Source organism: Micromonospora sp. NPDC050417, assembly GCF_044458865.1.
In the GTDB taxonomy this organism is placed as follows: Bacteria; Actinomycetota; Actinomycetes; order Mycobacteriales; family Micromonosporaceae; genus Micromonospora_G.
Map to the genome: position 1 here is coordinate 1 of NZ_JBITIH010000016.1, position 23,848 is coordinate 23,848.

At 72.7% G+C, this 23,848-nt stretch carries 16 protein-coding genes; 4 read left to right on the plus strand and 12 right to left on the minus strand.

Going from position 1 to position 23,848, the window contains the following annotated elements; translation table 11 throughout:
- Positions 1 to 141: 141 nt before the first annotated feature.
- Positions 142 to 2,733: a M64 family metallopeptidase gene (locus ACIBF5_RS20795; RefSeq protein WP_396813971.1), complete on the minus strand. Its 2,592-nt coding sequence runs from the start codon at positions 2,731 to 2,733 to the stop codon at positions 142 to 144.
- Between the two features lie 331 nt (positions 2,734 to 3,064).
- Here ACIBF5_RS20795 and ACIBF5_RS20800 point away from each other — a divergent pair, with 331 nt between their 5' ends.
- Positions 3,065 to 3,265, plus strand: a complete 201-nt coding sequence (locus ACIBF5_RS20800) for a hypothetical protein (RefSeq protein WP_396813973.1) — start codon at positions 3,065 to 3,067, stop codon at positions 3,263 to 3,265.
- A 6-nt stretch (positions 3,266 to 3,271) separates the two neighbouring features.
- Here the strand turns inward: ACIBF5_RS20800 and ACIBF5_RS20805 are convergent, their stop codons facing one another.
- Complete coding sequence (locus tag ACIBF5_RS20805) at positions 3,272 to 3,982, minus strand: M15 family metallopeptidase (protein WP_396813975.1); 711 nt, start codon at positions 3,980 to 3,982, stop codon at positions 3,272 to 3,274.
- A gap of 183 nt (positions 3,983 to 4,165) precedes the next feature.
- Between ACIBF5_RS20805 and ACIBF5_RS20810 the strand changes: the two genes are divergently transcribed.
- Positions 4,166 to 7,030 carry an AAA family ATPase gene (locus ACIBF5_RS20810; RefSeq protein ID WP_396813977.1) on the plus strand — a complete coding sequence of 955 codons (2,865 nt, stop codon included), beginning with the start codon at positions 4,166 to 4,168 and terminating at the stop codon, positions 7,028 to 7,030.
- On the opposite strand, the gene ACIBF5_RS20815 is transcribed toward ACIBF5_RS20810, so the two are convergent.
- The 9 genes from ACIBF5_RS20815 to ACIBF5_RS20855 form a co-directional block, all read right to left on the minus strand.
- Positions 7,002 to 8,819 carry a thiopeptide-type bacteriocin biosynthesis protein gene (locus tag ACIBF5_RS20815; protein ID WP_396813979.1) on the minus strand — a complete coding sequence of 606 codons (1,818 nt, stop codon included), beginning with the start codon at positions 8,817 to 8,819 and terminating at the stop codon, positions 7,002 to 7,004. The genes ACIBF5_RS20810 and ACIBF5_RS20815 overlap by 29 nt on opposite strands.
- Positions 8,816 to 10,054: a hypothetical protein gene (locus ACIBF5_RS20820; RefSeq protein ID WP_396813981.1), complete on the minus strand. Its 1,239-nt coding sequence runs from the start codon at positions 10,052 to 10,054 to the stop codon at positions 8,816 to 8,818. Before ACIBF5_RS20820 ends, ACIBF5_RS20815 begins: the two co-directional genes overlap by 4 nt.
- Positions 10,055 to 10,062: 8 nt before the next feature.
- Complete coding sequence (locus ACIBF5_RS20825; RefSeq protein WP_396813983.1) at positions 10,063 to 12,033, minus strand: TOMM precursor leader peptide-binding protein; 1,971 nt, start codon at positions 12,031 to 12,033, stop codon at positions 10,063 to 10,065.
- Entirely contained in the window at positions 12,030 to 13,928 is a 1,899-nt protein-coding gene (locus ACIBF5_RS20830; RefSeq protein WP_396813985.1) for a hypothetical protein, read from the minus strand. Before ACIBF5_RS20830 ends, ACIBF5_RS20825 begins: the two co-directional genes overlap by 4 nt.
- Positions 13,925 to 15,241, minus strand: a complete 1,317-nt coding sequence (locus tag ACIBF5_RS20835; protein WP_396813987.1) for a hypothetical protein — start codon at positions 15,239 to 15,241, stop codon at positions 13,925 to 13,927. Before ACIBF5_RS20835 ends, ACIBF5_RS20830 begins: the two co-directional genes overlap by 4 nt.
- Positions 15,238 to 17,877: a lantibiotic dehydratase gene (locus tag ACIBF5_RS20840; RefSeq protein ID WP_396813989.1), complete on the minus strand. Its 2,640-nt coding sequence runs from the start codon at positions 17,875 to 17,877 to the stop codon at positions 15,238 to 15,240. The genes ACIBF5_RS20835 and ACIBF5_RS20840 overlap by 4 nt, the downstream gene beginning before the upstream one ends.
- Positions 17,874 to 18,629 carry an ABC transporter permease gene (locus tag ACIBF5_RS20845; RefSeq protein WP_396813991.1) on the minus strand — a complete coding sequence of 252 codons (756 nt, stop codon included), beginning with the start codon at positions 18,627 to 18,629 and terminating at the stop codon, positions 17,874 to 17,876. Before ACIBF5_RS20845 ends, ACIBF5_RS20840 begins: the two co-directional genes overlap by 4 nt.
- Before the next feature lies 1 nt (position 18,630).
- Positions 18,631 to 19,533 (minus strand): ABC transporter ATP-binding protein, encoded by a 903-nt coding sequence (locus ACIBF5_RS20850; protein ID WP_396813993.1) that lies wholly within the window; start codon positions 19,531 to 19,533, stop codon positions 18,631 to 18,633.
- 77 nt (positions 19,534 to 19,610) lie between these two features.
- Positions 19,611 to 20,120, minus strand: coding sequence for a thiazolylpeptide-type bacteriocin (locus ACIBF5_RS20855; RefSeq protein ID WP_396814305.1), 510 nt, complete (start codon positions 20,118 to 20,120; stop codon positions 19,611 to 19,613).
- A 33-nt stretch (positions 20,121 to 20,153) separates the two neighbouring features.
- Between ACIBF5_RS20855 and ACIBF5_RS20860 the strand changes: the two genes are divergently transcribed.
- Both ACIBF5_RS20860 and ACIBF5_RS20865 read left to right on the plus strand, forming a co-directional pair.
- Complete coding sequence (locus tag ACIBF5_RS20860; RefSeq protein ID WP_396813994.1) at positions 20,154 to 23,012, plus strand: ATP-binding protein; 2,859 nt, start codon at positions 20,154 to 20,156, stop codon at positions 23,010 to 23,012.
- A 143-nt stretch (positions 23,013 to 23,155) separates the two neighbouring features.
- On the plus strand, positions 23,156 to 23,344 hold the full coding sequence (locus ACIBF5_RS20865; protein WP_396813996.1) for a thiazolylpeptide-type bacteriocin: 189 nt from the start codon (positions 23,156 to 23,158) through the stop codon (positions 23,342 to 23,344).
- A gap of 140 nt (positions 23,345 to 23,484) precedes the next feature.
- On the opposite strand, the gene ACIBF5_RS20870 is transcribed toward ACIBF5_RS20865, so the two are convergent.
- Positions 23,485 to 23,652, minus strand: a complete 168-nt coding sequence (locus ACIBF5_RS20870; RefSeq protein WP_396813998.1) for a hypothetical protein — start codon at positions 23,650 to 23,652, stop codon at positions 23,485 to 23,487.
- Positions 23,653 to 23,848: the final 196 nt, after the last annotated feature.

Below are 23,848 nucleotides of genomic sequence, written 5' to 3' on the forward strand. Positions count from 1 at the left end.
TGGGGCGCCCCCGGGTCGCTTCGTTACCCCCTGTGTTTTCGTAGCGGCCCGTCCCCGTTGGGGGTTCAACCCCCGGCCCAACGGGGGGGGGGGCGGCCCCCGGGCCGGCCCACCACCTGTCAACCTGCGATCACCACGGGCTCAGAGCTTCGCGCAGTCACCGCTCCGGGCACCGTTCACCTTGTTCGGCGCACCGAAGTCCTTGACCTGGGCGCTGTTGCCCGAGCAGCTCAGCGCCCCGTTGAGCCGGTTGCCGACCAGCAGCGGCCCGTACGCCCCCGCGAGCCGGCTGTACCGCTCGTTCGCCGAGACCTGGGTGTTGTTCGACAGTGCGACCGCACCGTTGAACGTGCTCCCGGCGATGGTCACGTCCCGCGTGGTCCCGGTGATCTGGGCCGCCCCGTTCAGCGTGGAGCCGAACATCTGCACGGCCTGGGCACCAGCCGACACCAGCGTCCCGTTGATCGAGCTGTCCCGGACCACCAGGGAGGCGCCGGCACGTACCGTCACCGCGCCGTTGACCTGGGCGTTCGTCAGGCAGGTGACGCCCTGGTCGACGACCACCCGCGACTGCCGCCCGGTCAGCGTGGTGGTGCAGGTGGGGGAGGAGCCCGGCAACACGGTGGCCTGGTAGCTCTCGGCCGTACCGATGTTGCCGGCCGGGTCGATCGCCCGGTGCTCGACCAGGTGCGTGCCGAAGCCCGGTACGAAGCCGCCACTCGGGTGGTCGTCCGGCAGGGTCTGCTCGAACGTGGCCCGGGAGAGCCCGCCGGTGCCGAGGTTGCCGTACGTGAGCGCCTTCACGCTCGTCCCCGAGTGGCGGAACTGGAACGGCGATGAGGGCATCGGCTGCTCCGGGAAGCCGAAGTAGTTGAACCAGCCGTCGTTGTCCAACCGGAGCTGACCGACGACGTACCGCTTCTCGTCATAGCCGGCCTGGTTGTCCTTCGGGTCCAGCCACATGTCCCAGCCGTCGAAGTAGACCGGGTGCTCCAGCGTGCCGGGCAGCCGGGTCAGCGGTGCCGACAGCGTCCGTGGTGCGGTCGGCAGCGCGTTGTCAATGGTCCATTCGACCTGGTCGGAGACGCCGCCCGGGTTGGCCGGGTCGGTCACCCGCGCGCTCAGGCTGTGGGTGCCCGGGGCCAGCTTCAGCGCACCGAGGTCCACGGTCCGGCTGTTGTTCGGGTTCGGCAACGCCTTCCCGTCAAGCGACCAGGAGACGTTGACGATCCGGTCGGTCGGGTGGTTGGTCTCCACGAAGACGACCTCGTCGCCGGCGACGGGCTGGGTGTTGATCGTCGCCGAGGTGATGTCCGCCTCGGGGGCCGACGGTACGGCGGTGGTGTTCCCGACCGTCCACTCCCGGGTCTGCACGAACCGGGGTCCGTTGTAGCCGGAGTCCGAGGCGGTGTTGTTCGTCGACGGGTTCCGTACCCAGTCGACGCCGTCCGGACCCACCGGGTCGCGTACCTCGACGTGCACCACCGTGCCGGCGGGCAGGTTGAGCGGGTCGAGATCGAGGTTGCGGCTGTTGCGGGTGTCGAGCACGGTGCCGTTGGCCCCGCCGACCCGCCAGGTCACCTGGAGCTCGTGGTAGCGCGGCTGTCCGGTCTCGACCCAGAGCACGCCGTCGCCGGGTACGACGTTGCCGAGCGGTGCCTGCCCGATGTTCATCTGACCGGCGTTACGCATCCCGGTGATCCGGGCCACCATGTTCTCCCGGCCGATCTGGTCCAGGTCGAACCCGATCCACCGCATCATCGAGTGCTCGCTCGGACGACGTTGCCCGCAGGGGTACATTCCGCCGCCCTCGTGCAACCCGATCGTGCCCCCGGAGAGGCTCTCCTCGCCCAACCAGCGGAACCACTTGTGCTGGTCGGTGATCATCTGCTGTTCGGAGGAGTAGGCGGTGTGGTGGAAGCTGCTCGGCTCGTTGCCGGTGTAGCAGCTCCGGACCACGTCACGGGAGCTGTACGGGTACTCGTCGACCAGGGTGCCGAGCGAGTGTCCCAGCTCGTGCAGCGAGATCAGCGGACCCTGCGGCGAGCCGCCGGAGGTGGTCGCGTTCGTGCCGCCGATGCCGCCGTACGTGAACGTGTTGAAGATGGCGAGCGACTGCACGTTCTGCGCGGTACGGGGCAGGCCCAGCACCGGAGTGACGTACCGGTCCATGATCCGGTTGTGGGCCTGGTTGCCGGTCTCGCAGGGGTTCACCCCCTCCGGGTAGTAGCCGGCGTAGCTCTGACAGTTGAGCGGCGCGGCACCGTACACCGTTCCCCGGGAGAGCGGGTCGGCGCACCCGTTCTGGTAGATCATCCGCAGGGCGGTGTTCTTGGCGTCGATCGGACCCTCGCGCTCACCGGTGTCCCGGACCGTTCCGTCCGGGTTCCGGACCCGACCGTCGGGGTCGCAGCGGACGCCGTAGTCGATGGAGGCGAGTTCGACCGCGTACACGTTGATGTAGTCGCGGTAGGAGCGGAACGGCTCGGTGGCCCACATGACCGCGAGGTTGCGGTCCACGTCCGCGAAGAAGAGACTCTGCTGGTCGGCCTGGTAGCCGTCACCCATGATGACCAGGTTGAGTCGTTCGGTGGCCGGACCGGTGACCTGGATCGGGTGGACCTTCGGCTCCGGCAGCGGCGTGTTCTCGGCCAGTGCCGTCGAGATCGGGCCGGCGACCAGCAAACTCGCTGCCAGGCCCGCCACCGCGAGCGATGCTCTCCAGCGTCTCACAAGCTTCACCTCACCTTTCAGATGCCGGTACGACGCCGGCACGCGACTGTCTGGCGGTGCTCAGGGTGAAATCCGCCCGGCCAACTCCAGCGGGCAGGAAGTGATCCGCCAACATCTATTCCGGGCCGCTAGACCGTATCCGCCGATCTCGATCGGCGGCACCGGACACCTGACGGAAGTTCCGTGTACGCGCTCCGTCCAACGTCGCAACGGCGGCGACAGCGGTCCGGGTCAGTCGGTGGCGACCCAGAACTGGAACAGGAAACCTTCCACGCCACGCGATCCATCTCCGGCGCGCCCCGACCTGTACCTGCTCACCGACCGTGCGGGGGTGCCGTTCGAGGACGACGGGCTGCGGGGCGGCGAGCACCTGCGCGGCTGGATGACCGGACGGTTCCGGGAGGTGTTGGGGGAGAGTGGCGTACCGGTCCGGGAACTGACCGGCCCGCCCGAGGTTCGTCTCGCTGCCGCGCTGCGCGCCTGCGACGAAGTGCTGGCCGGCGGCTGGCCGTTGGCCCCACCCCTGGGGTAGCCGGGCTCAGTCGCCGGTACTGCTGAAATGTTGGTAGTCCGGCGCCCGCCAGTCACCGCCCCAGGTCCAGCCCACCGCCGCGAACGCCTTGACCAGTGGGCTGTCCGGGACCGCGAGGCCGGGGCGGTCGCTGTCGCGATCGGCGTACGCGGCACCGGCCGGTGGCAGCACCCCACCGTCGACCAGGTAAGGGTTCTCCACCGGGTTGACGTCGATCGCCTTTCCGTACGCGTGCGCGGACCACTTCGTCGGACCGGTGGCCACCGCCGCGCGACAGTTGAAGCCGGAGGTGTTGTCGTCGGCCATCGACCGGTCGTCGTCCCCGCCGTACGCGTCGACCGGGGTCATCCGCCGGATCGGGAACCGTTGGTCGTACAGCGAACGGAAGACGGTGACCACGTCCGTGGCGACCGTCCGGTGCACCACGATCGTGCCGGTGTGGGGCTGCGCGTCGAATCCCCAGTAGCTCAGCGTGAGCAGGTTGAGCTGGTCCGGCCCGACCGGGCAGCCGGGGTGCCAGCTCTGGGCGACGTCGTCGGCGGTGACCGGGGCGACGGTGGCGGCGAACTCCGGTGGCCGCCCGGCGCTGGTGGCGACGGGTGCCGGCGTCGCGGTGGGGCCGCCGGGTGGCGCCGAGACCGACGGTGTCGCGCAAGCCGCGGTGGCGAGGGCGGGGAGCAGCACAGCCAAGATCAGTTTGTCCCGGTTCCGTGGCATTGTCGACACGGTACCCCCGGGACGGCGGGGCGTCGTCGCGGCGGCGGGCGGTGCCCGCGACTTGGTGTACTCCGGGCTGAATATTGGCTTTCCGCCGTACGTCGTCCTTTCGCCCATGGTGGGCAGTTGCCTGCATGTGATTGGCTCGGCGCCGAACGTGATCATCGCCGGGAGGTCCTGCACATGATTGCCCCGAAACCGGTCGTCGACACACGTCCCCGACTGCTCGGCCGAGACCCGGAGATGGGCCGAATACGCGGGTTGCTGGCCGGCACCGGTGGGCCGGCCTTCGTCGTGCTCACCGGGGACCCGGGCATGGGAAAGTCGCGGCTGCTCGGCGCTTTCGCCGCGGCGGCCACCGACCGCCCGGCGTTGCTCGGCCGCGCCACCGAGTTCGAGCGCAACGCCCCGCTGGCGCTGGTCCTGGACCTCCTCGACGACGCGGACCGCCACCCCGGCCTGGCTCGACCCGCTGGACGGCTGCGGGTCGCCCTCTCCGCCCGGATCGGGCCGACCAGACCCGACGCGGCGGTCAGCGGCGCCGGGGCGGCAGCCGGCCTCGAACGGCACCTGCTCTTCCGGAAGATCCGAACCGGGTTGGAGACGACCGCGGCGACAACGCCGCTGCTCCTGCTCCTCGACGACGTGCAGTGGGCCGACGACGCCTCGACGGCACTGATCGACTACCTGGTCCGGCATCCGCCGCGAGCCTCCGTGGTGACCGTTCTCGCCGCGCGTACCGGCCGGCTGCCGGCCGAGCTGCACCGCTCGCTCGACACCACCCCGGCGCAGGTGGTCCGGATGCCGCTCGGTCCACTCTCGCCCGCCGACGCCGACCTGCTGCTCGCCGACCGGCCGGCCGCGTACCGGCGTCGGCTGTACCGGGCCGGCGGCGGCAATCCGCTCTACCTGGAGATCCTGAACCAGCTACCCGGCCCGATCGTCGACGAGCTGAGCCGAACCCCGGCCACCGACGGATCAGGCCCGGCGGCGATCGGCCTGGACGTCCTGATCGCCCGCGATTTGCAGACCCTGGACGGGGTGCCCCGGCGGGTCGTACACGCGGCGGCGCTGACCGGTGCCGAGTTCGACGCGGCGCTCGTCGCGGCGGTGGCCGGTACGACCGAGGAGGAGGCCGGCGAAGCGCTCGACGAACTCGTACGCCGGGACCTGCTCCGGGTCGTCGACGGACAGTTGACCTTCCGACATCCGCTGGTCCGGGCCGCCGCCTACCGGATGGCCGGCCCAGCCTGGCGGGCCGCCGCCCACGGCCGCGCGGTCGTCTACCTGACCCGGCAGGGAGCACCGCTGTACCAGCGCGCCGAGCACCTGCAACACGCGGTACGCCCCGGCGACCTGGCCGGCGCGGAACTGCTCGCCACGGCCGCCGCAGCGACCCTGGAGACCGCCCCGGCCACGGCGGTCTGCTGGCTGCGCCCGGCGCTGCGGGTCCTCCCGGACGGTGTCGCGCTCGCCGAGCGGCGGGCGGAACTGCGGTTGCTGCTGGCGGAAGCCCTGATCAGGACCGGACGGCTCGACGAGGCCCGGGAGATCCTGCACTCGCTGGTCGCCGGGGCGAGCACGCTCCGATACCGCGCGGTCGAACTGCTGGCGGTCACCGAACGGGCGGTCGGTCGACTGGTCGAGGCGCGGGCGCTGCTCGGCGCCGCACTGGTCCGGGCCGACGCCGACAACAGTCACGCCCGAGCCGGTCTGCTGGTGGAGTTCGCCGCCACCGAGATGTTGCGGGGCAACTGGGACGCCGGGGTCGACCGGAGCAGCCAGGCGTTGGCGCTGGCCGGCGAGGACATCCGGCCCGCCATCTCCGTCACCGCGACCACCCTGCTCGCGCTCAGCGAGCTGTACCAGTGCCGGTTCGGCCGGGGTTTCGCGTTGCTGGAGCAGGCGCGTCGGGGTACCGACGCGCTGACCGACGTGGAACTCCGTGGCGACCTGGGTGTGGTGGCGGCACTGGCCTGGGCCGAGTACCTGGTCGACCAGCACGAGGACGGGCTGCGCCATGTCGAACGGGGCCTGCGGTTGGCACGCGCGCTCGGGCGTACCGGCCACGAGGTGTCGCAACTGTACGTGGTGCGGTCGGTGATCCACGCCCGTACGGGCGACGCGGCACTGGCACTGGCCGACGTGGAGGACGGTGAGGAGAGCGCCCGCCACATCGACAGCCCGGAGCTGCGGGCCTTCACCCTGGCGTTGAAGTCCCGGCCCCTGCTCTGGCAGCAGGGTCCCGACGCGGCCCTGCCGATCCTCGCCGCGCTCCGCCGCGAGCAGGGCATCCGTTCGGCGTGGTGGCGGGGGATCGCCGACCAGCACGAGGCCGAGGTGCTCTTCTTCGTCGACCAGACCCGTGCCTGCCGGGACCTGCTGGCGCGACGCATCGGCCCGGACCCGACCGGGCTGGGACCGTATGCACCGTCGGTGTACGCGTTGCGGGCGCAGGCGGAGGCGGCTTGCGGGGACCTGACAACGGCCTGGGAGTGGTACGAGCGGGCGGCGGCCGTCGCCGCGACCGGGGCACCCCGCGCCCAACTCGGCTGCGTGACGCGTACCCAGGCGGTGCTGTACGCGGCCGAGGGCCGGTACGCGCAGGCCCGCGAGGCGGGAATGGCCGCAGTCGAGCATTTCGAGGCGACGCGCCTGCCGATCGGCGCGGGGCTCGCCCGGACCGTGGTCGCCGACATTCTGGTCCGCTCCGGTGACTGGGCGGCGGCGAGCGACCAGTTGGGGCGGGCCCGTGAGGCGTTCGACGGTTGCGGTGCGCCCTGGCTCAGCCAATGGGTCGGACGGGAGCAGCGCCGAGCGGGCGCCCGCCAACCGCGTGACGCCGCCCGGGACCAGCTCTCCGGGCGGGAACGGGAGATCGCCGCACTCGTGGCCGAGGGTCTGACCAGCCCGCAGATCGCCGCCCGGCTCTTCCTCAGCCCCCGTACGGTCGAATCCCACCTGAACCGCATCTTCGCCAAGCTCGGGGTGAGTACCCGGGCTGCGCTCGCCCGGCTCGTCACGGCGGGCTCGGGTGTCGGTCGGTGACCCCGCCACCGGCCGGGACGGGCCGGTCACGGCCGGTACGACGCTCTCCGTCGCGGCCCAGTGGAAGGAGATAGACGAGCAGGTCGTCGATGCCGTCGAGGCCGAACAGTTCGTGTGCCACGTCGTCGTAGAAGCCACCGATCGTGTTCAACTCCAGCCCGGTGGCCGCCGCGACCAGGGCCAGGTTCTGGGCCAGGTGCCCGGCCTCGGCGATGGCGAAGCGGAGGGCGCGCAGCCCGTACCTTGGCCGCAGCGCGCCGAGCTCCACGTAGAGGCCGAGCAGGGCGGGGAGTTCGCTGATGCCGACCCGGCCACCCCCGTCGTCGGCATCGGCGTCATCGAGCCAGGCCGAGGTACTGGCCACCTCCGCCAGGCTGGCCGCTCCACCGAGCGGCGAGAGCGACCGGGTCACCCCGTCGACGTCGTAGCAGCCGGCCGGCAGTCCCGGCACGTCGAAGACGAGCAGTCGCAGCCGGGCCGCGCTGCTCGCGCCCGCACTCGGGTACGGACGGTGGACCAGGTCCGCGCCGGTCCCGTCGGGCAGGACGATGCCGGTGGTCCGGGTGGCGGCGTACGAGTTCCAGAGCAGTGTGCCGAGGTCGGACGCGGAGACCGGTCCGGTGAGTCGGCCCAGGGCGGAACGGCGGCGCAGCAGCGCCTCACCGAGCGTCATCGTGGGCGGTGGCCCCGCCGGCAGCGGCACGGCCCCGGCGGCGCCACGGCGGCGTTCCCGGGGCTGTGTCTTCGCCGCCGGGTCCTGGTCGGAGCGTCCGGGCAGCAACTTGCTCGCCTCGTGGTAACGCCGGTCCGGTGCCCCGACGGTGTCGGCGAAGAACGGCGTGATCCCGTCCGGGGCCAGCGTCGCCGACGCGATCAGCCAGCACAGGGTCCGCTCCTCCTCCGGTGTCACGCCGAGACGGTTCAGCAGCATGTGCAGTTGCGAGGCCCAGACCGACAGCCAGGGGTGGACCTGTCCGCCGGCCAGGTCGCGCCGCGCCCGACGTACCGTCGTGACCCAGTCCCGCACCACACTCGGCCAACCGGTGGCCGGAGTTCCGTCGGGCGCCGACAGCAGTTCGGCGATCGTCGACCAACGGGCCGCGATCGCGCCGGACTGTCCGCTCAGGAGACCGGTGACCCGCGCCTGGGCGGCCACGGTCGGCGGCATCGCCACCTCGTCGACCCAACGCCAGCTCATCGCATGTGACCGCAGCCAACGGGCCGCGAGCAACCGGTCCAGATCCAGCGCCTGCGCGGTCGCGGTGATCAGGTCGACCGCCGCGGTGAGCCGGGCGCTGCGCTGGTTCGTGGCCGCCAACGTACGGACCGCCACCTCGCTCGAACGGCAGAAGACCTCCTCCGCGACGGGGAGCGCGGCCGGGCCGCCGTACCGGCCGACCTCCGGCAGATAGTCGATCCGGCGTACGGTCCCGTGCGGTTCGAGGTCCTCGCGCGCCTCCAGGGCCACCACCGGGTACGGCGCCGAGGCAACCGCCGCGCGGAACTCGTCCGGCAGCGCCTCCGTTGTCTCCGGATCGGCCCCGAGCAACCGTAGTCGCAGGTGGGGACCGCTCTCGGCGTACCTGATGTAGAACCAGTCGGCGATCCGGCCCTGCTCGCGGAGTGTGTCGAGTCGGGGTGCGACGGCCTCCACCAGGAACCGGTCGAAGTGTTCGGACCGCCAGTAGGTGAAGCAGTGCAGGCTGAGCCACTGCGTCGTGGCACGCTCCGTCGTCGCGGCTTCCCCTGTCGTCGTGGCTTTCCCCGTCGTCGTGGCTTTCCCCGTCATCGTGGTTCCTCCCCGGAGAGGTCGTAGGCGAAGCCGCCGAAGCGGGTGCGTCCGATCAGCAGGAGGTAGACGAAGTCGTGCCCGGCCGGGGCGCCGGCCGCCCCCTCCAACCGGGCCTCGAAGACGCTGCGCACCGGGCGGCAGAAGAGTCCGGCAACGGCGGCGGCCGAGGCGACGTGCTGTGCGACCGCACCGGCGGTACGCAGCACCGCCCGGTAGCCGGCGGCACCGCCCGTGGTCGCCGCTGCGCGCAGGTCAGCCGTCATCACCCAGGCGACGTGCATCGAGGAGACGTCGGCGTGGGCCCGTTCGTAGCTGAACGCGCTCTGCACCTGGTCGAGCGCGTTCCCGCCGACGAGTCGTTCCACCGTGCTGCCACTGCCGCTGCCGTGCGCGTTACCGGCGACGGCGTACCAGCCGTCGGGATGGCCGGCGACCCGGCTCAGTGCGAGCCGGTGCCGCAGCGAACCATCCCCGGCCGGTGAGCCCGAGGGCGGTCGCAGCGCCGCCCGTACCAGGGTGTGCATGGTCTGCGTCGCGAGCGGACGGGGGTCGGGCGCCACCCCCACCGGGTACGGGCCCGAGCTGCGTGGCGCGGTGACCCGACGCCACCAGTGCTCGGTGCCGGTGACCCGTTCGACCTCCATGCTGTCGGGAGGTGTGGCGTGGTCCGCGAATGCCGCGAGGGCGGGGCCGAGTAGGAGCGCGTCGCCGTCGAGGCTGGCGGCGAGTCCCAGGCCGGCGGACGCCTCGGCCAGCGCGGCGAGGACGTGACCCGATTCCAGTACGGAAAGGGCGTCGGCCACCGGACCGTATCCGGCGGTCAGCCGCTCGGGGTGCCGGGTCAGCTCCAGCCGAACCGTGCTGTCGAATCCCGGTTCCACGGCCGGCCCGCTCAGCAGCCGGCGTACCGGATCCACCCGCCAGCGCCGCCCCCGCTCCACCAGCCACACGTCCACCAGGAACGCCGACCGGGGTGAGGGGTGGGCCCGGTGGTCGTTGTACGGGTTCCACGGCTCCCACCGGCGTGGTCCGAGCGCGGCGGTGAGGACCCGGACCACCGCCCCGGCCAGCGGGCCACGCTCGCCCACGGTGGCGAAGCGGTGCCCGCCAGTGGTCGGCGGGGTGCGTACGGGTGCCGTCCCCCCGCCCCGGACATCCTTGCCGTGGCCGTGCGTGTACACCTCGGCCAGCACCTTCCGGAGGGCGGCGGTGTCGGGAGAGCGGTCGAACATGTCGGGCCTCACGGGAAGGGGTGCGGGTGCAGGGGCAACGCCTCGTAGTGCAGCGGTGCCGGCACCCGGCCGAGCCGGTACGGCACCTCCAGCAGCCGTGGCAGGCCCAGAGTCCGGTGGTTGACCTGCCCGAAGGTCATCGGCAGCGTGCCCGGAACGATCACCTTGGCCGCGTACAGGCCCAGGCGCTCGGCGATCGCCGGATCGGTCTGGTCCACCGCGAGCACCTCCAACCCGAGGTCACCGAGGCGGCCGACCGTCTCGTCGAGCGCCCGGCCGAGGTCGGCCGTCGGTGCCGGCAGGCCGGGCCACAGTTCCCGCCAGTCGGCTGGTTCGCCGCCGTCGAACAGGAAGGTGTGCCGGGACGCCGCCTCCGGCAGCGTGTTCAGCCCGACATGGTCGTCCAGGCTGTGCACCAGCTCCGGCCGGTCCAGCATCGGGCGGAGCCGGTCCCGGTCCAGGTAGTCCGGTCGGGACCGGGCCAGGTCCGGCGCCATCATCGTGTTCACGATCGCCTCGGCGGCGGCGGAACGCATCGCGGAGCGGGGATTCGGGTGCGCGCCGGCGGCGAAGAACGCCACGGGAGCCCGTTCGTCGTCGCCCCGGTACCGGGTCATCCCGAGCACCGCCGGCACCCCGAGGTCGTTGGTGGCGTCGAAGAGCAGCAACTCGTACCCGATCCGCTCCAGGTCGTCGACCAGGTGCGGCAGGAGCGGATCGTCGTCGGGTAGGGCGATCCGTCGCAACGGGGTACGGGCGTACCAGGCCATCAGGAACGCGTCCCGTTCGGCGACCTCGAACAGTCCGTAGAGGACCGCCTCGGTGCGGCTGTTGCCCAGGCCGCAGCCGTTGGAACTCTCGTACAGGAACTGTGGCCCGCGTCCGCGTGGCAGGCCCCAGTAGGCCACGTGTTCCGGCACCGCGACCGGGCGCCGGTGCCGCAGCGACCAGCCGTACACCCAGCGGACCCGCAGGTCCGGGCGGTACGGCGTGAGATGGAACGCCGGGTGGTCGTGGTAACGCGGGTCGTGCGGGCCGAGCGTGACCGGGTCGATGGCGATGTCGGGACCGAGTTCGGCGAAGGACGCCTCGACCACCGTCCGCCGTCGACGGGGGCGCATGCCGGTGAGTCGTTCGACCGACTCGAAGAGCGCGACCTGTTCGGCTTCGGCGTACCCGACCGCCCGGCCGTAGCCGCCCTCCCGTACCGCGCTCTCGCCGACCAGTTCGGCGGTGACCAGGGGCACCGGTAGGCGTTCCGCCCGGAAGACGTGGGCGACCGGCCCGTACCGCCAGTCGAACAGGGCGTCGCGTAGGTCCGGGCGGCCGGTTCTCGGATTGGGGGCGCGCAACGAATCCGGGTCCGTGGTCAGGTGGGCTTCGGTCAGGCCCTGGACCGGTTCGGGTCCGTCGGCCGGCAGCGGGGCGCAGACGTGGCAGCCGCCGCCGCGCGGGCGTACCCGGTGCGTGCTGCACGTGGCCCGATCGGCCCGGATGGCCACCACGGTGGCGTCGTACCGCTGTGGGTCGGCGAGCATCGCCGCCGCCAGCGCGACCAGTACGGGACCGACCACCGGCGCCGGTACGCCACCCAGCCGCAGGCCGGGCACATTGTGCGGAACCTTCGGGCCCATGCTGGTCAGCCGGGCCGACTCGGCGCAACCGAGGCAGGCTGACGTGTCCGGGCCCAGCATCGGGCCGACGAGTACGAGGCCACCGTCGAGGCAGACCGGCAGCCAGCGGGCCGAGGTCTCCCAGGCCCGTCGGGACAGCGTCTCGGCCACCTCGGGAGTCCACCGCGCCAGGGCGACCAGCGCCGTACCGCCCTCGGCGGCCAGTGCCGTCGTCAGGTCGTACACCGGGTGCCCGGCGTCGGCGAGCAGCGCGACCAGCGCTGACCGGGCCGGCTCCGTCTCGGCACCTGCCTCGTCGACGTTGGTCGGGCCCGGGTCGAGCGCGCCCAGGGCGACCGTCGTCATGACCGCACCTCGACAACCTCGCCCGTGGGCTGCGGTCGGGCGGCCACGGTCGCCGGCAGCCGGGTCAGCGCGAAGCCGGCGCGCAGCACCCCCGGGGCGACGATCGCCGTCAGCGGCGGGTCCGGTGGCGGCCCGACCAGCGGCGCCAGTGCCCGCTGGAGTTCGTCTTCGGCCTCGGCGACCCCGGCCGGCCAGTGCCAGTTCGGCGCGGACCAGCCGCCGCTGTCGAGTTCCGTGGGCAGCCACCCGGGGGAGGCGCCGTTGAGCGTGATCTCACCGGTCATGACCTCGATTCCCGCTGCCCGCGCCTGGGCGACGCCGGTGGCGGCGAGTGCGGCGAGGCCCACGGCATCCGCCGAGGTGGCCTCGACGGCCCACGCCAGGACGGTGTCACCGGCGATGATCCGAGCGTGCACCGCGGTCGGTGCGAGCCGGCGCACCCGTACCCGCGCGTCGATGCCGAATCGTAGGGTCAACGCCTTCCACCAGCGCCGGGCGGCCGGCGAGTCGGCCCAGGCCGATTCCGGCACGTCGACACCGGGCAGCGAGTCCCGCGCCGCGTCGACGGCACGGCGCAGTGCGATCCCGGCGGCGTGCCGGGCGTCGACCCCGACCACCCAGTCGTCACCGGCGAGCCGTTCCGCAGCCCGGAGCCCGGCGTCCAACCGGGCCGCGTCGGTGGTGGCGCCGATGCCGAGCACCTTTCCGGCGATGGCCAGGGCAGCCGGGACCTGCGGTAGGTCCACCGGTTCGGGCGGTGGCGCGAGCCCCAGTTCCGGGTCGCAGAGCACGTCGAGGCGGCGCAGTGCGACCGCCAGGCCGACGGGACCGGCGGGTGGGGGGACGGCGGGCTCGCGTCGTACGCGGTCCCGGTCCCCGTCCGGCACGGCGGCGCCGTCGTCGCCGAGCCACGGGTGGTACGTCGCCCGCAGCGGGTCCATCCTCGCGACGAGCACGGCGGGGTGCACCGGTCCGGCCGGTTCCTCCGGTGGCGGCCCGTCCCCGATCCTGGCCTCCTCGGCCGGGTCGAGCAAACCGCCCACCGAGGCGACCAGGCGGTGCACCGCCGCCCCACCGACCAGCGCGGCGAGGGGTACGGGCGGGTCGGCGGCCGGCATGACCCGCAGCCGCCCGGCGAGTTCGGCGACCATGGCCGGCAACCGCTCGGCAGTGGTCACCGGGGTGACGAAGGCGACCTGGTCGCCGCAGCCGGCGCCGATCGCCGCGACCACCCTGCCCAGCGGGTCGCGGGCGCACAGGGCGACTCCCTGCGGCACGATCTCCTGCGACGCGACCGCCTGCCCGGTCGTCGCATCGGGACGAGAGAGCTCGTCGTGACCGGATGGCACGCCCTGACTGGATGGCACGCCCTGACCGGACAGCGTGTCGTGACTGGATGGCGCACCCTGGCCGGACGACGGCAGGTCGTGACCGGACGGCGCGTCGTCGCAGCGCACACCGGTGCCGCGCAGGGCGCGCCGTGCCGCCTGGGCCACCGGTCCGGCCCCCTGGACCTCGACGGTCACCTCTCGCAGCCGCGACCAGGTCGACGCCGGGGAGGCTGCCACCGCTTCCAACCAGCGAGCAACGCTGCTCGGCGGCAGCCCCTCCGCCTTGGACTCACCCCAGCCCTCGGGGACCTCGACCAGCAGGTCGTGTGCGTGAAGCTGGTCGAGGAAGCCGTCGATTGCCCGGCGCACCTCCGGTGGCAGCCCGGCCGGCGCGACGAGCCGGTCGGCGGGTACGCCCGTGGCGAGTTGCCCGGCGAGTGCCGACCAGACCCGCCAGAGCCCGGCACCGCCCTCGATCGTGAAGCTCGACGCCCATCCGCGTACGTGTACCCCGGTGGTGATCGGGGTGGCGAACACGGTGGGCCGCAGCCGGTGCACGGTCACGATTGCGCTCCCTGCCCGATGATGGCGCCGTCGCCGCGATCGTGGTTGCCGTCGCGGGCCTCGGCTGCCTCGCGGGCCTCGGCTGCCTCGCGGGCCTCGGCTGCCTCGCGGGCCTCGGCTGCCTCGCGGGCCTCGGCGGCGAGGATCGCGAGATAACCGGTCAGCCGTTCCCGCCAGGTGATGCCGGTGAGGCGCTCGGCGGCCCGGCTCATCAGGTACGCGGCCAGGTAGCGTTCGACCGGCGTGACGTCGCAGATGGTGAGCAGCAGGTACAGCACGTTCGTGGCGAAGCGGTAGACGACGAACTCCCGCTGGTGCCGTACCCGGCTGAAGTCGATCTGCTGGAGCAGTTGGTGGTAGTCGCTGTACGCCGTGCGCCGCTGCGGATCCCACCGCAGGCTGGTGCTGTCGTCGCCCATGTCACGGGCCCGGGCCAGATAACCCGCACCCGGTACGGGAGGCAGGTGCCCCTGGTCGAACAGCGGCTCGGTGAGCGTGCGCGCGGATCTGGTCCAGGTCAGCCACGCGTCCTCGGCCGGATCCGCGGCCCCGCCACCGGCCACCCGGGCCACCGCTTCGGTGACCGCGTCGCCGTGCCGCTCCCACTGGCGTTGGTAGCGCGCACGCAGGGTGCCCTCGGGGTCGGAGTGGAGCAGGAACTCCTCCAGGTGAGAGAAGAACGACTGGTGGCCGTCGCCGAGCCCCAGTGGATACTGGCCGGCGTGGGCCGACATCGCCGCGACGGTCAACCAGACCCGAGCGCTCGCGGTGTCGCCGGCGGCGCCGAGCCGGGCCAGCGTGGCAGCGACCGTGGGCAGGCCGAGCCGGAGCAGCGCGGCTCGGCAGCGTACCGCCTCGGTGGATTCCAGCAGGTCGAGCAGGTAACCGTCGTCGACCTGTTCGATCCGTACGGTGTTGTCCGGGTGGATCGGCGTGTACGGCGGCGGAACGAGTTCCGCCTGCCCGGCCACCTCCGAACGGGCCAGCAGCGTTTCGCTCGACAGGTCCACCGTGGAGGGATGGATCGCCAGGTGGTCCCGGAGGCTCTGCGCCATCCGGTTCGCGGCGCGGTCGACGGACGCGGCCTCGCCGGTCAACTGCACCCGCAGGTGCGGACCGTGCCGCCAGTGCCGTTCGAGCTGGGCGGAGACATCCGGGTGCTCTCGCCCGGCCGCGTCGATCGCCGGCAGGACGGCGTCCCGCAGCAGCGGGGCCTTCACCGGTTCGTGGTAGTAGCAGACGACGGCGGCAGCGGCGGCGACCGGCGTCGCCGCCCGGTCGGCGGGCCCGTGTTGGTGACCAGTTTCGGTCATGACGCCCTCCGGTAGGTCTCGGTGACGAGTTCGACGACCCGTCCGGTGGGGCTCTGTACGCCGGGCACCGGCAACGCCTCGCCGATCTGCACCGCGGAGCGGTGCCGGCCCAACAGGCGGGACAGGCAGCGCAGGTGCAGCGCGTTGCCGAGGTCCGCGTACTGCGGTTTGGGTCGGTCGAGGTAGTGGAACAGGTCCTCGGGGCGCCGCAGGGTCGCGCCGTCGGCGCTGAGGAAGACGTGCTCGGGCAGCCCCCAGCGGGCCCGCCCGCGCGCTGTGGCCAGCGCCGGCACCTCCCCGTCGGCGTCGAGTTCGGTCCGCCACGCGGCGACCCGGTCCGCCGGTACGGTCCACGACCGCCGGCTCAGCACCACGTCCCGGTAGCGCAGCCGGGGCCGTACGGCCACCCCGTCGACACTGGTGGCGGTCGTCAGGTGACTGAGGTCGACGACCCCGCAACCGAGGTCGCCGTAGAGCGGGGCGAACCGGTCCGGCATCACGAACGGCACCAGGAACCCGAGGTACAGCACGTCGACGAACTCACCGGTTCCCCGGTGGCGCAGCCGGACCTGGTCGGTTCCCGGGTGGTGCCACAACTCCAGGTCGTCCGCGACGATGCCGCCCAGTGCCGGGTCCTCGACCACCTCGTCCGGTGCGACCAGCGGATGCAGGTTGGCGTTGAAGCCGTTGACCGGCCGGAACTGGGCGAGCCGGGCGGCCGGGTCGAAGGTGCGGCGCAGTTGGGCGGCGACGGCGGCGCCCGCGCTCGGGTGGACCAGGTCCAGGAACCGGCTGGTGAAGCGACCGAACCCGGCGTACACGTGGTTGACCGCCAGCAGCGGGCCGGTCGGGGTGACCGCCGGTTGTACGAAGAAGCTGTACGACGCCGGTCGCCCGTACGCCCAGCGGGGCAGTGCCTCGGCCGCCTCGGTGAGCAGTCGCCGCTGTAGGTGCACCTCTGGTGCGCCGGGCTCGGCGCAGGCGCGGATGGCGGCGGTGAGTGCGGCCCGTCCCTCGGCCAGCGTCCGAAGTTCGTCGCTGAGCAGGTGTTGTCGCTCGCCGGACGCGGTCACCCGGCCGTCCACCGCGACCAGGTCGGCGGCCTGCCAGATGTCGGTCAGGTCGGCGGTGAACTCGGTCAGTTCGGCGCATCGTCCGCCGATGCCGAACCGGGCGACGAAGCGGTCCCGGAGCAGCCGGCGGACCAGCAGGTGCTGATCGAAGAGTTCGACCAGTGCGCCGAGTTCGGGCAGGGTGGCGGCGGCGTCCGCGCCGTGGGTGGCCCCGAGCAGCATCCGGCCGCGTCGGCCGACGTCTTCGGTGAGCGGGGACGCCGGCGACTCCGGTACGCCGGCCTCGTCGCAGACGACCTGCCACCGCTGGGTGATCCGGTGCAGGGCGGCGGGGCGTTCGGTCGCGGTCAGCTCGGGAAACGTGTCGGCGTCGGTCTGGAGGGCGCGTAGGCCCGAGGCGAGCCGGGTGGCGTCGTGCCGGTCCAGCCAGTCGGCGAAGTCGCGTACCGCCGTGGCCCGTTGGGGGTCGAACGGGGCCACCGGTGTGAGCAGGCCCGCCTCGACCAGGCCGCGTACGTAGGTGAGGGCCGCCGGCCCGGTCCGCTCGCCGGGGCCGGGCAACCGGGCGGCGAGTGTGTCGGCGAGGTCGGCCGGGGTGGCGCCGGCGGGACCGGCGGCCCGGACCGCCGCGACGACGAGGTCCAACGGACGGTTGTGCGCCAGCCCCACCTCCTCCTCGCGTTGCACGGCCAGCCGGTGGGATCCGGGCACCGGCACGTCCCGTCGGAAGATCACCCGGCTGTTGAGCACCCGTAGGCCGGGGGCGAGGCGGTGCGGCAGTTGGTCGCGGCGGGTCGCGGCGCCGAGCACCGACGCGGTCACGGCGGCCAACGGTGTCCGGTTCAGTGCGGTCACCGCCACCGGGGCACCGGCGTCGACCCGCTCGGCGGTCTCCGGCCCGGCCCACGTGGCCCAGGCGACCTGGGTGAACCAGGACAGTGGGCTGGTCTTCGAGGAGGCGCGCAGGGCGTACCGCAGCACCGTCGGTTCGGCCTTGCGCGCCCGAGCGTCCGGGCGGGCGCCGGAGGTGGCGACCCGGTCCACGCCTCGCAGCAGATCAGCGCCGATCAGGGTGACGGCGCGTCGTACCTCGTCGTGGCGGCAGATGCCGGCGAGCGTCTCCCGCTCGGCGGCGAGCGCGGCCGGCGCGGCGTCCGCGAGGGTCCTGCTGAGCTGGGCGATCTCGTCCTGCGTGCGCAGCCACTCACCCAGCCCGGGTACGCGTTGCGCGAGGTCGCCCAGCGCGGCCCGGACCGCCGTTCGGGGTGGTCGTCCGTTGTGGATGTCCCGGCGTAGTGGCAGCACCACCGCTCGGTGGAACTTCGGGTCGTGTCCGGTCGCCGTGTCGTGCAGGGCGTCGCTGAGTCCGGGCGCCGTCGACCTCGCCTCGGCGCTGCGCTGGACCAGTTCGGCCAACGCCGACCGGAACGTGGCGGACCCGGCCGGCGCCGTCGGGTACGGCACCGCGGCCATCCGGACCAGCGCGTACGGCGCCAGTTCGGTTTCCGGTATCCGCTGGAGGGTGCCCGGGTCGGCCTCGGTGGCGATGGGGGCGGGGCTCATCCGTACCGCACTCCCTCGTCGCGCCGGTAGCCGTCCCGGGCCACCAGCGCGAACAGCACGGTCCAGGCGGCGAGCAGGCCGATCATCCACGGCGGCGAGGTGATCTGGTCGGCCCGGCCGATCGTGCTCAGGACGAGGTGCAGGTATTCGTGCGTGGGCAGGTAGGGCGTGACGGCCTGGACCGCGCCCGGCAGCATCTCGGCCGGCACCAGCAGGCCGCCGCAGAACGCCAGGATCAGGAAGACGATGTTGCAGACCATGGCGGCGGCCGGGGCCGGTAGCCGGTAGCCGAGTGCCATGCCGAGCAGCCCGAAGGGGATCGCGCCCACCACCACCACGCCCAGCCACAGCGGCCAGATCGCCACCGGCAGTTTCAGGTCGGTGGCGAGCCCGGCGACCACGAGCAGCGGAAGCCAGCTCACCACGTTGAAGACCAGGACGTAGAGGAGCCGGCCGAGGAAGCGGGTCAGCACCGCGATCGGCAGCAGTCGCAACCGTTGCTCCCACGGGTTCTCCCGGTCGGCGGCGACACCGGCCGAGAGTGAGATGAGGGTGACGTTCAGCGTGGTGAAGAGCAGGAACGGGGTGACGACGTATTCGCTGCCGAGTCCCTGGCGGGCCAGTTGGTGGGCGGAGCTGAGCCCGAACAGGAGGAAGAAGAGCATCGGGAAGAGCAGTCCGGGGACCCAGTACATCGGCACCCGGACCATGTCGCGCAGGTGTGCGCCGGCGTGGAGCAGTACGTATCGCATGTCAGGCCGTCCGAAGTGGTTCGTGGCGAGGTGGGGCTTCTGCTGCCGTACGGATCGCTTCCTCAAGACCGACCCGGTCGACCCGGATGGCGCGGAACGGCACGTCGTGTCGGACCAGGGCGCGTACGGTGGCGTCCGGGTCGGCGGTGTAGAGCCGGGTACGGGCGCCGACCGGTTCGATCCGGACGGCGTGTGTGGTCACCGGCTCGGGCAGTGGACCGGGCACCTCGGCCTCGACCACGTGCAGCCCCACGTTCGCACAGACCTCGTCCACGGTGCCCACCTGCGACACCTGGCCGCCGGCGATCACCACGACGTGACTGGCGAGGCGTTCGACCTCCGGCATGTTGTGGCTGGTGAGCAGCACCGACCGCCCTTCGGCGGCGACCTTCTCGATCGCAGCCCAGAGCAGGTCGCGACTTTCCACGTCCAGCCCGGTGGTCGGTTCGTCGAGGAACACCAGATCCGGGTTGCCGACCAGGGCGGAGGCGAGCACCACTCGGCGGCGTTGCCCGCCGGACAGGGTGCCGTTGCGGCGGCCCCAGATGCCACCGAGGTCGAGCCGGTTGGCGAGTGCGGCCGGGGCGATCGGGTCCGTGTAGTGCGCGGCCAGCAGGTGCAGGGTCTCGGCGACGGTGAGCCGCCAGGGCAGCGCAGTGGCCTGGGGCGACAGCCCGAGCCGGGCCCGTACGGCGAGGCTGGCCGGGTCTGCGCCGAGCACCTCGACCTGGCCGGAGGTGGGCCGGCGCAGCCCGGCGAGGATGTCGATGGCGGTCGACTTTCCCGCGCCGTTCGCACCGAGGATCGCGGTGACCCCTTGGGGGATGGTGATCGACACGGCGTCGAGCGCGACGATCCGCCCGTACGTCTTTGTCACGTGGTCGAGGCGGGCGACGACTTCCATGGTCACTCCATTGGGGTTTGGGAGGATGAGGAGGCACCGGGCGGGGTGCCCCCTCCTCCGATGATCGTGTGGGCGGGTCAGCCGCCGGTGGAGCCGTCATCCGGGTTCACGCTGCCGCCGCCGCCACAGGACGCGCAGCAGGACGAGGACCCACAGGTCGACGTCGCGCTGCACGAGCTGGAGCCGGACGACGCTCCGGTCTCCGGCAGCGCCACCGAGTCGCGCATCGACGTCACGGTGATGTCGTCAAGGTCGAGGTCCGCCAAGTCGAGCATTTCCATCATTTTCTTCACCTCCTGATCGGGCTCCCGTCGACGTCCGGTCGGGGCGACCGGATGGTTGTCGGCGGGGCGAGGTGAACTGTCACATTCGGTCAGCGGGACCAGCATCCGAGAAATCCCCCATTCATTGACTCGGATGGTTTTCCGGCGCCGCCGGGCGGGTGTTGCGCGACCCTGGTCGTCGCCGCCGTGCCGGCCCGCGTAGGGGGAACGGTGCGCATTTTGGCCACTGTGGACGTACGCGTTGCGTAGTTTCGCGGATGTTCCGTACTCGGTCGTACCGGCAGCCTCTCCTTTGTCGATCATGCGCACGGGCACGAGGGACGGGGTAGAGGCGATATGGGGCGTTCGATAACGGTGGACCACCTGCTCGGGCGGGAAACCGAGCGCATCCTGCTGGGCAAGATGTTGGCCAATCCACCCCGTCAGTCCGTATTCGTCATGGTCGAGGGCGATACCGGAATCGGTAAGAGCCGCCTGCTCACCGAGTTCATGGCTACCGCCGCCCAACGCGGGTACGCCGTACTGAGTGGCCGCGCCAGCCAGTTCGAGGTAGGGCTCCCGTTCGGTCTGCTCTTCGACGCCCTCGCCAGGGAGCGGGCCTCGCCGGTGCTCGCCGCACGAGGCGGACCCTCCTGCGAGCGCCTGGTCCAGCTCGCGCACTCGGTCGGTGCCGACTGGCGTACGGGCGCGGTGCGGGTGAGCGACGGAACCCCATCCCCCGTCCTCGGTGTCGAACGCCACCAGCTCTACCGGACCGTACGGGAGGTGCTCGCCGAGATCGCCGGGGGAGGCGGCCTGGTAGTGGTCCTCGACGACGTGCACTGGTCCGACGAGGCGTCCGTGGAACTCCTCGACTACCTGGTCCGCCACCCCGTCGACGGCCCGCTCGTCTTCGTCCTGGCCTACCGCACCGGACAGTGCCCGGTCCGGCTCGCCCTGCAACTGGGTCGCGCCCAGCCGGCGCCGACCCATCTGCCGCTCGGCCCGCTCTCCCCGGCCGACATCGACGCCTGGCTTCCCGAGATGTCGCCGCAGCGGCGCCGCTCGTTGTACGAGGCGAGCAGCGGCAACCCGCTCTACCTGGAGATCCTCGCCGCTGGTACGGACGCGGTGGTGCTCGACCCCGGATGCGCCCCGGAGGTCGTCGACGACCGGGTGGCCACCGCCCTCGACGCCCTGGTCACCGCCGAACTGTGTGTGCTGCCGGGTGCCGAGCGGCTGACCGTGCAGGCCGCCGCGCTGGCCGGTGAGGAGTGCGACCCGCTGCTGGTGGCCCACGCCGCCGAGATCTCGGTGGGGGTGGTGACCAACGCCCTCGACGCGCTCGTCCGACGGGGAGTTCTCCGACAGGTCGACGGCCGGATCGTGTTCCGTCACCCGCTGGTGCGCGCCGCCGCGTACCAGAGTGCCGGCGTGGCGTGGCGGCTGGCCGCGCACGACCGAATGGCCCGGCACCTCGCCGCCGAGGGCGCCGGGCCGGTGCGTCAGGCCCAGCATCTGGAGCACTCCGCGCGGGTCGGGGCCGAGCACGCGGCCGAGGTGCTGGCCGCGGCGGCGGAGGCGACGCTGGACAGCGCCCCGGCGACGAGCGTGCGCTGGCTGCGCGCCGCGCTCCGGGTCACCCCGGACCGGGTCGACACCGCGCGACGGCGGGCGGCGCTCCGGTTGGCCCTGGCCCGTGCGCTCAGCATCTCCGGCAGACCCGCCGACAGCCAGCGGATCCTGCACGATCTGATCGGCGACGCACCGCAGTACCGATGTCCGGCGACCGAGTTGCTCGCGTCGACCGAGCGGATGCTCGGCCGGCTCAGCGAGGCCCGCGCGCTGCTCTCCGGTGAGCTGTCCCGACCGGGCGGGGTGGGTGCCTGCACGGAGGCCACCCTGCGGCTGGGGTTGGCGACCACGGAGATACTGGCGGGCCGTTTCGCCGACGCGGCGGAGAACGCCGCCCGGGCCGGCGAGCTGGCCGGGCAGGAGGATCACCGGGGGTTCGGTGCCGCCGCCAGCACGCTGCTCGCCCTGGCCTGGCTGCTCGACCGCCGTCCGGGGTACGACGCCCGTGGGCAGCTCGTGCGGGCCCAGTGGGCGGTGGACGGACTTGACGACGGCGCCCTGCGTGGCGTGATCGACCTGGTGCCGGCGCTGGTCTGGGCGGAGTTGCTCGGCGAGGACAGTGACGCCGCGGTCCGGCACCTGGCCCGGGGTTTCCGGGTCGCCCGTCGGTACGGGCGTGGCCACGTCCTGCCCGAGCTGTACCTGGTGCGATCCGTGCTGCACGGCCGGCTCGGGGACCTGCGGCAGGCCCAGCGTGACGCACAGGACGCCGAGGAGATCGCCCGCGCCCTGGGAAGCGACGAGTTGCGGCGGTTCGCCCTGGCGATCCGGGCCCCGCTGCTCGTCTGGCGCGGTGGGCCGGTGGCGGTCGCCGGCCCGCTCGCTGAACTACGTGCCGCTGCTGCGTTGCGTTCACCGTGGTGGCATTCGGTGGCCCAGGCAGGGCTCGCCGGGATGTTGATCGAGATGAACGAGCCGCAGTCCGCTCTGGCGCTGTTGACCGAGGGCGCTTCGCCGGTGGTGACCGCGGAGGGTCTGGCGCTCGTCGTCCGGGCCCAGGTGCTCTGCGGTGACCTTGGCGCGGCGCAGGAGTCTCTGGATCGGGCGGCCGGGTCGGCTGAGCGGAGCGGTTCGCGCGGCGAGGTGGCGGTGGTGGCCCAGGCGCGGGCCGAACTGTTGGCGGAGCGCGGTGACGTGGTGGCGGCGGTGGACGCGGCGCGGGTGGCCGCGACCGCTGCCGCGCTCGCCCATCAGCCGCTCCGGGAGGGTCAGGCACTGGTGACCCTGGCCACCATGCTCCACCGTGCCGGGGACCTGGCGGCGGGTCGGCAGACCCTGGGCGAGGCCAAGCACCGGCTGGCGTGGTGTGGGGCGGACTGGTTGGTGGGCCGGGCGACGAATCTGCAGCGGCGGTTCGCCGCCGCCCATCCCCGCCCCCGCGACGTCCGACCCGATCCGCTCTCCGGTCGGGAGCGCGAGGTCGCCGCGATGGTCTCCGAGGGGCTGAGCAACCGGGCCATCGCCACCCGGTTGTTCCTCAGCACCCGGACGGTGGAGTCACACGTGTCCAGGATCTTCGTCAAGCTCGGTGTCTCGACCCGGGCCGCCGTCGCGCGCCACGTGTCGACGGCGGATCGCTGAGCGGGCCGTGCCCGCCGACCGGTTCGTTGTCCGTGCCGTAACCCGGTTGGTGGTGTTCTCCCGGATGCTCGCGACGGTCCGGAACTGACACCGTGGTCTTCGCCCCGCCCCGACCGGGGTGGGACCTGCCTGGAGAGGAGTGGATGTCGATGGAGCTCGACGTCTTCGACCTGGACGATCTGGACCTGGACGACATCACCGTGACATCGATGCGTGACGCGGTCGCGTTGCCCGAGACCGGCATGTCGTCCTCGGGTGACGCCGCCGCGGCGTGTTCCTGCTGCGGTTCCAGTTCGTGCTGCCCGAACGTCGACACCTATCAGCCGTACTAGTTCGTCTGACCGCCGCTCCGGTCGCCTGTACGGCGCGGTCCGGCGCAGACACGACGGCGCCCCGTCGGCCAGGGTGGGGACCATTCTTGAGTCACCCGGGCCGGCAGGGCGCCGATCGCCTGTTACCAGGTGCCGCCGGTTTACCAGGTGCCGCCGGCCCCGCCCCCGCCGCCGCTGCCGCCGCCCCACTCGAACGGGCCGCCGTCGGCCGACGCCGCACCGGCGCTCAGCGCGAGCGCCGCCGCACCGGCGGCGATGATCACCGCCGCGCGCAGGGCCTTCCGGCCCGCCTTGGTCTTCTTGCGCATCAGGTCCTCCTGTGCTCACTGTCCGCGCCCGGTCGGGCCGGATCCGGCTGAGACGTCGCGAAGCGGGCCGCAACCGCACAGACCACTGTGCCGGCGAATCCGGTCGGTCAGGATCCGGGCGATCACCTAATCCTGTCGCCGTTCGGAAGCCAGGCCGGCGAAATGTTCGTCCGCCGGGGACGGGTAGCTTTGTCCT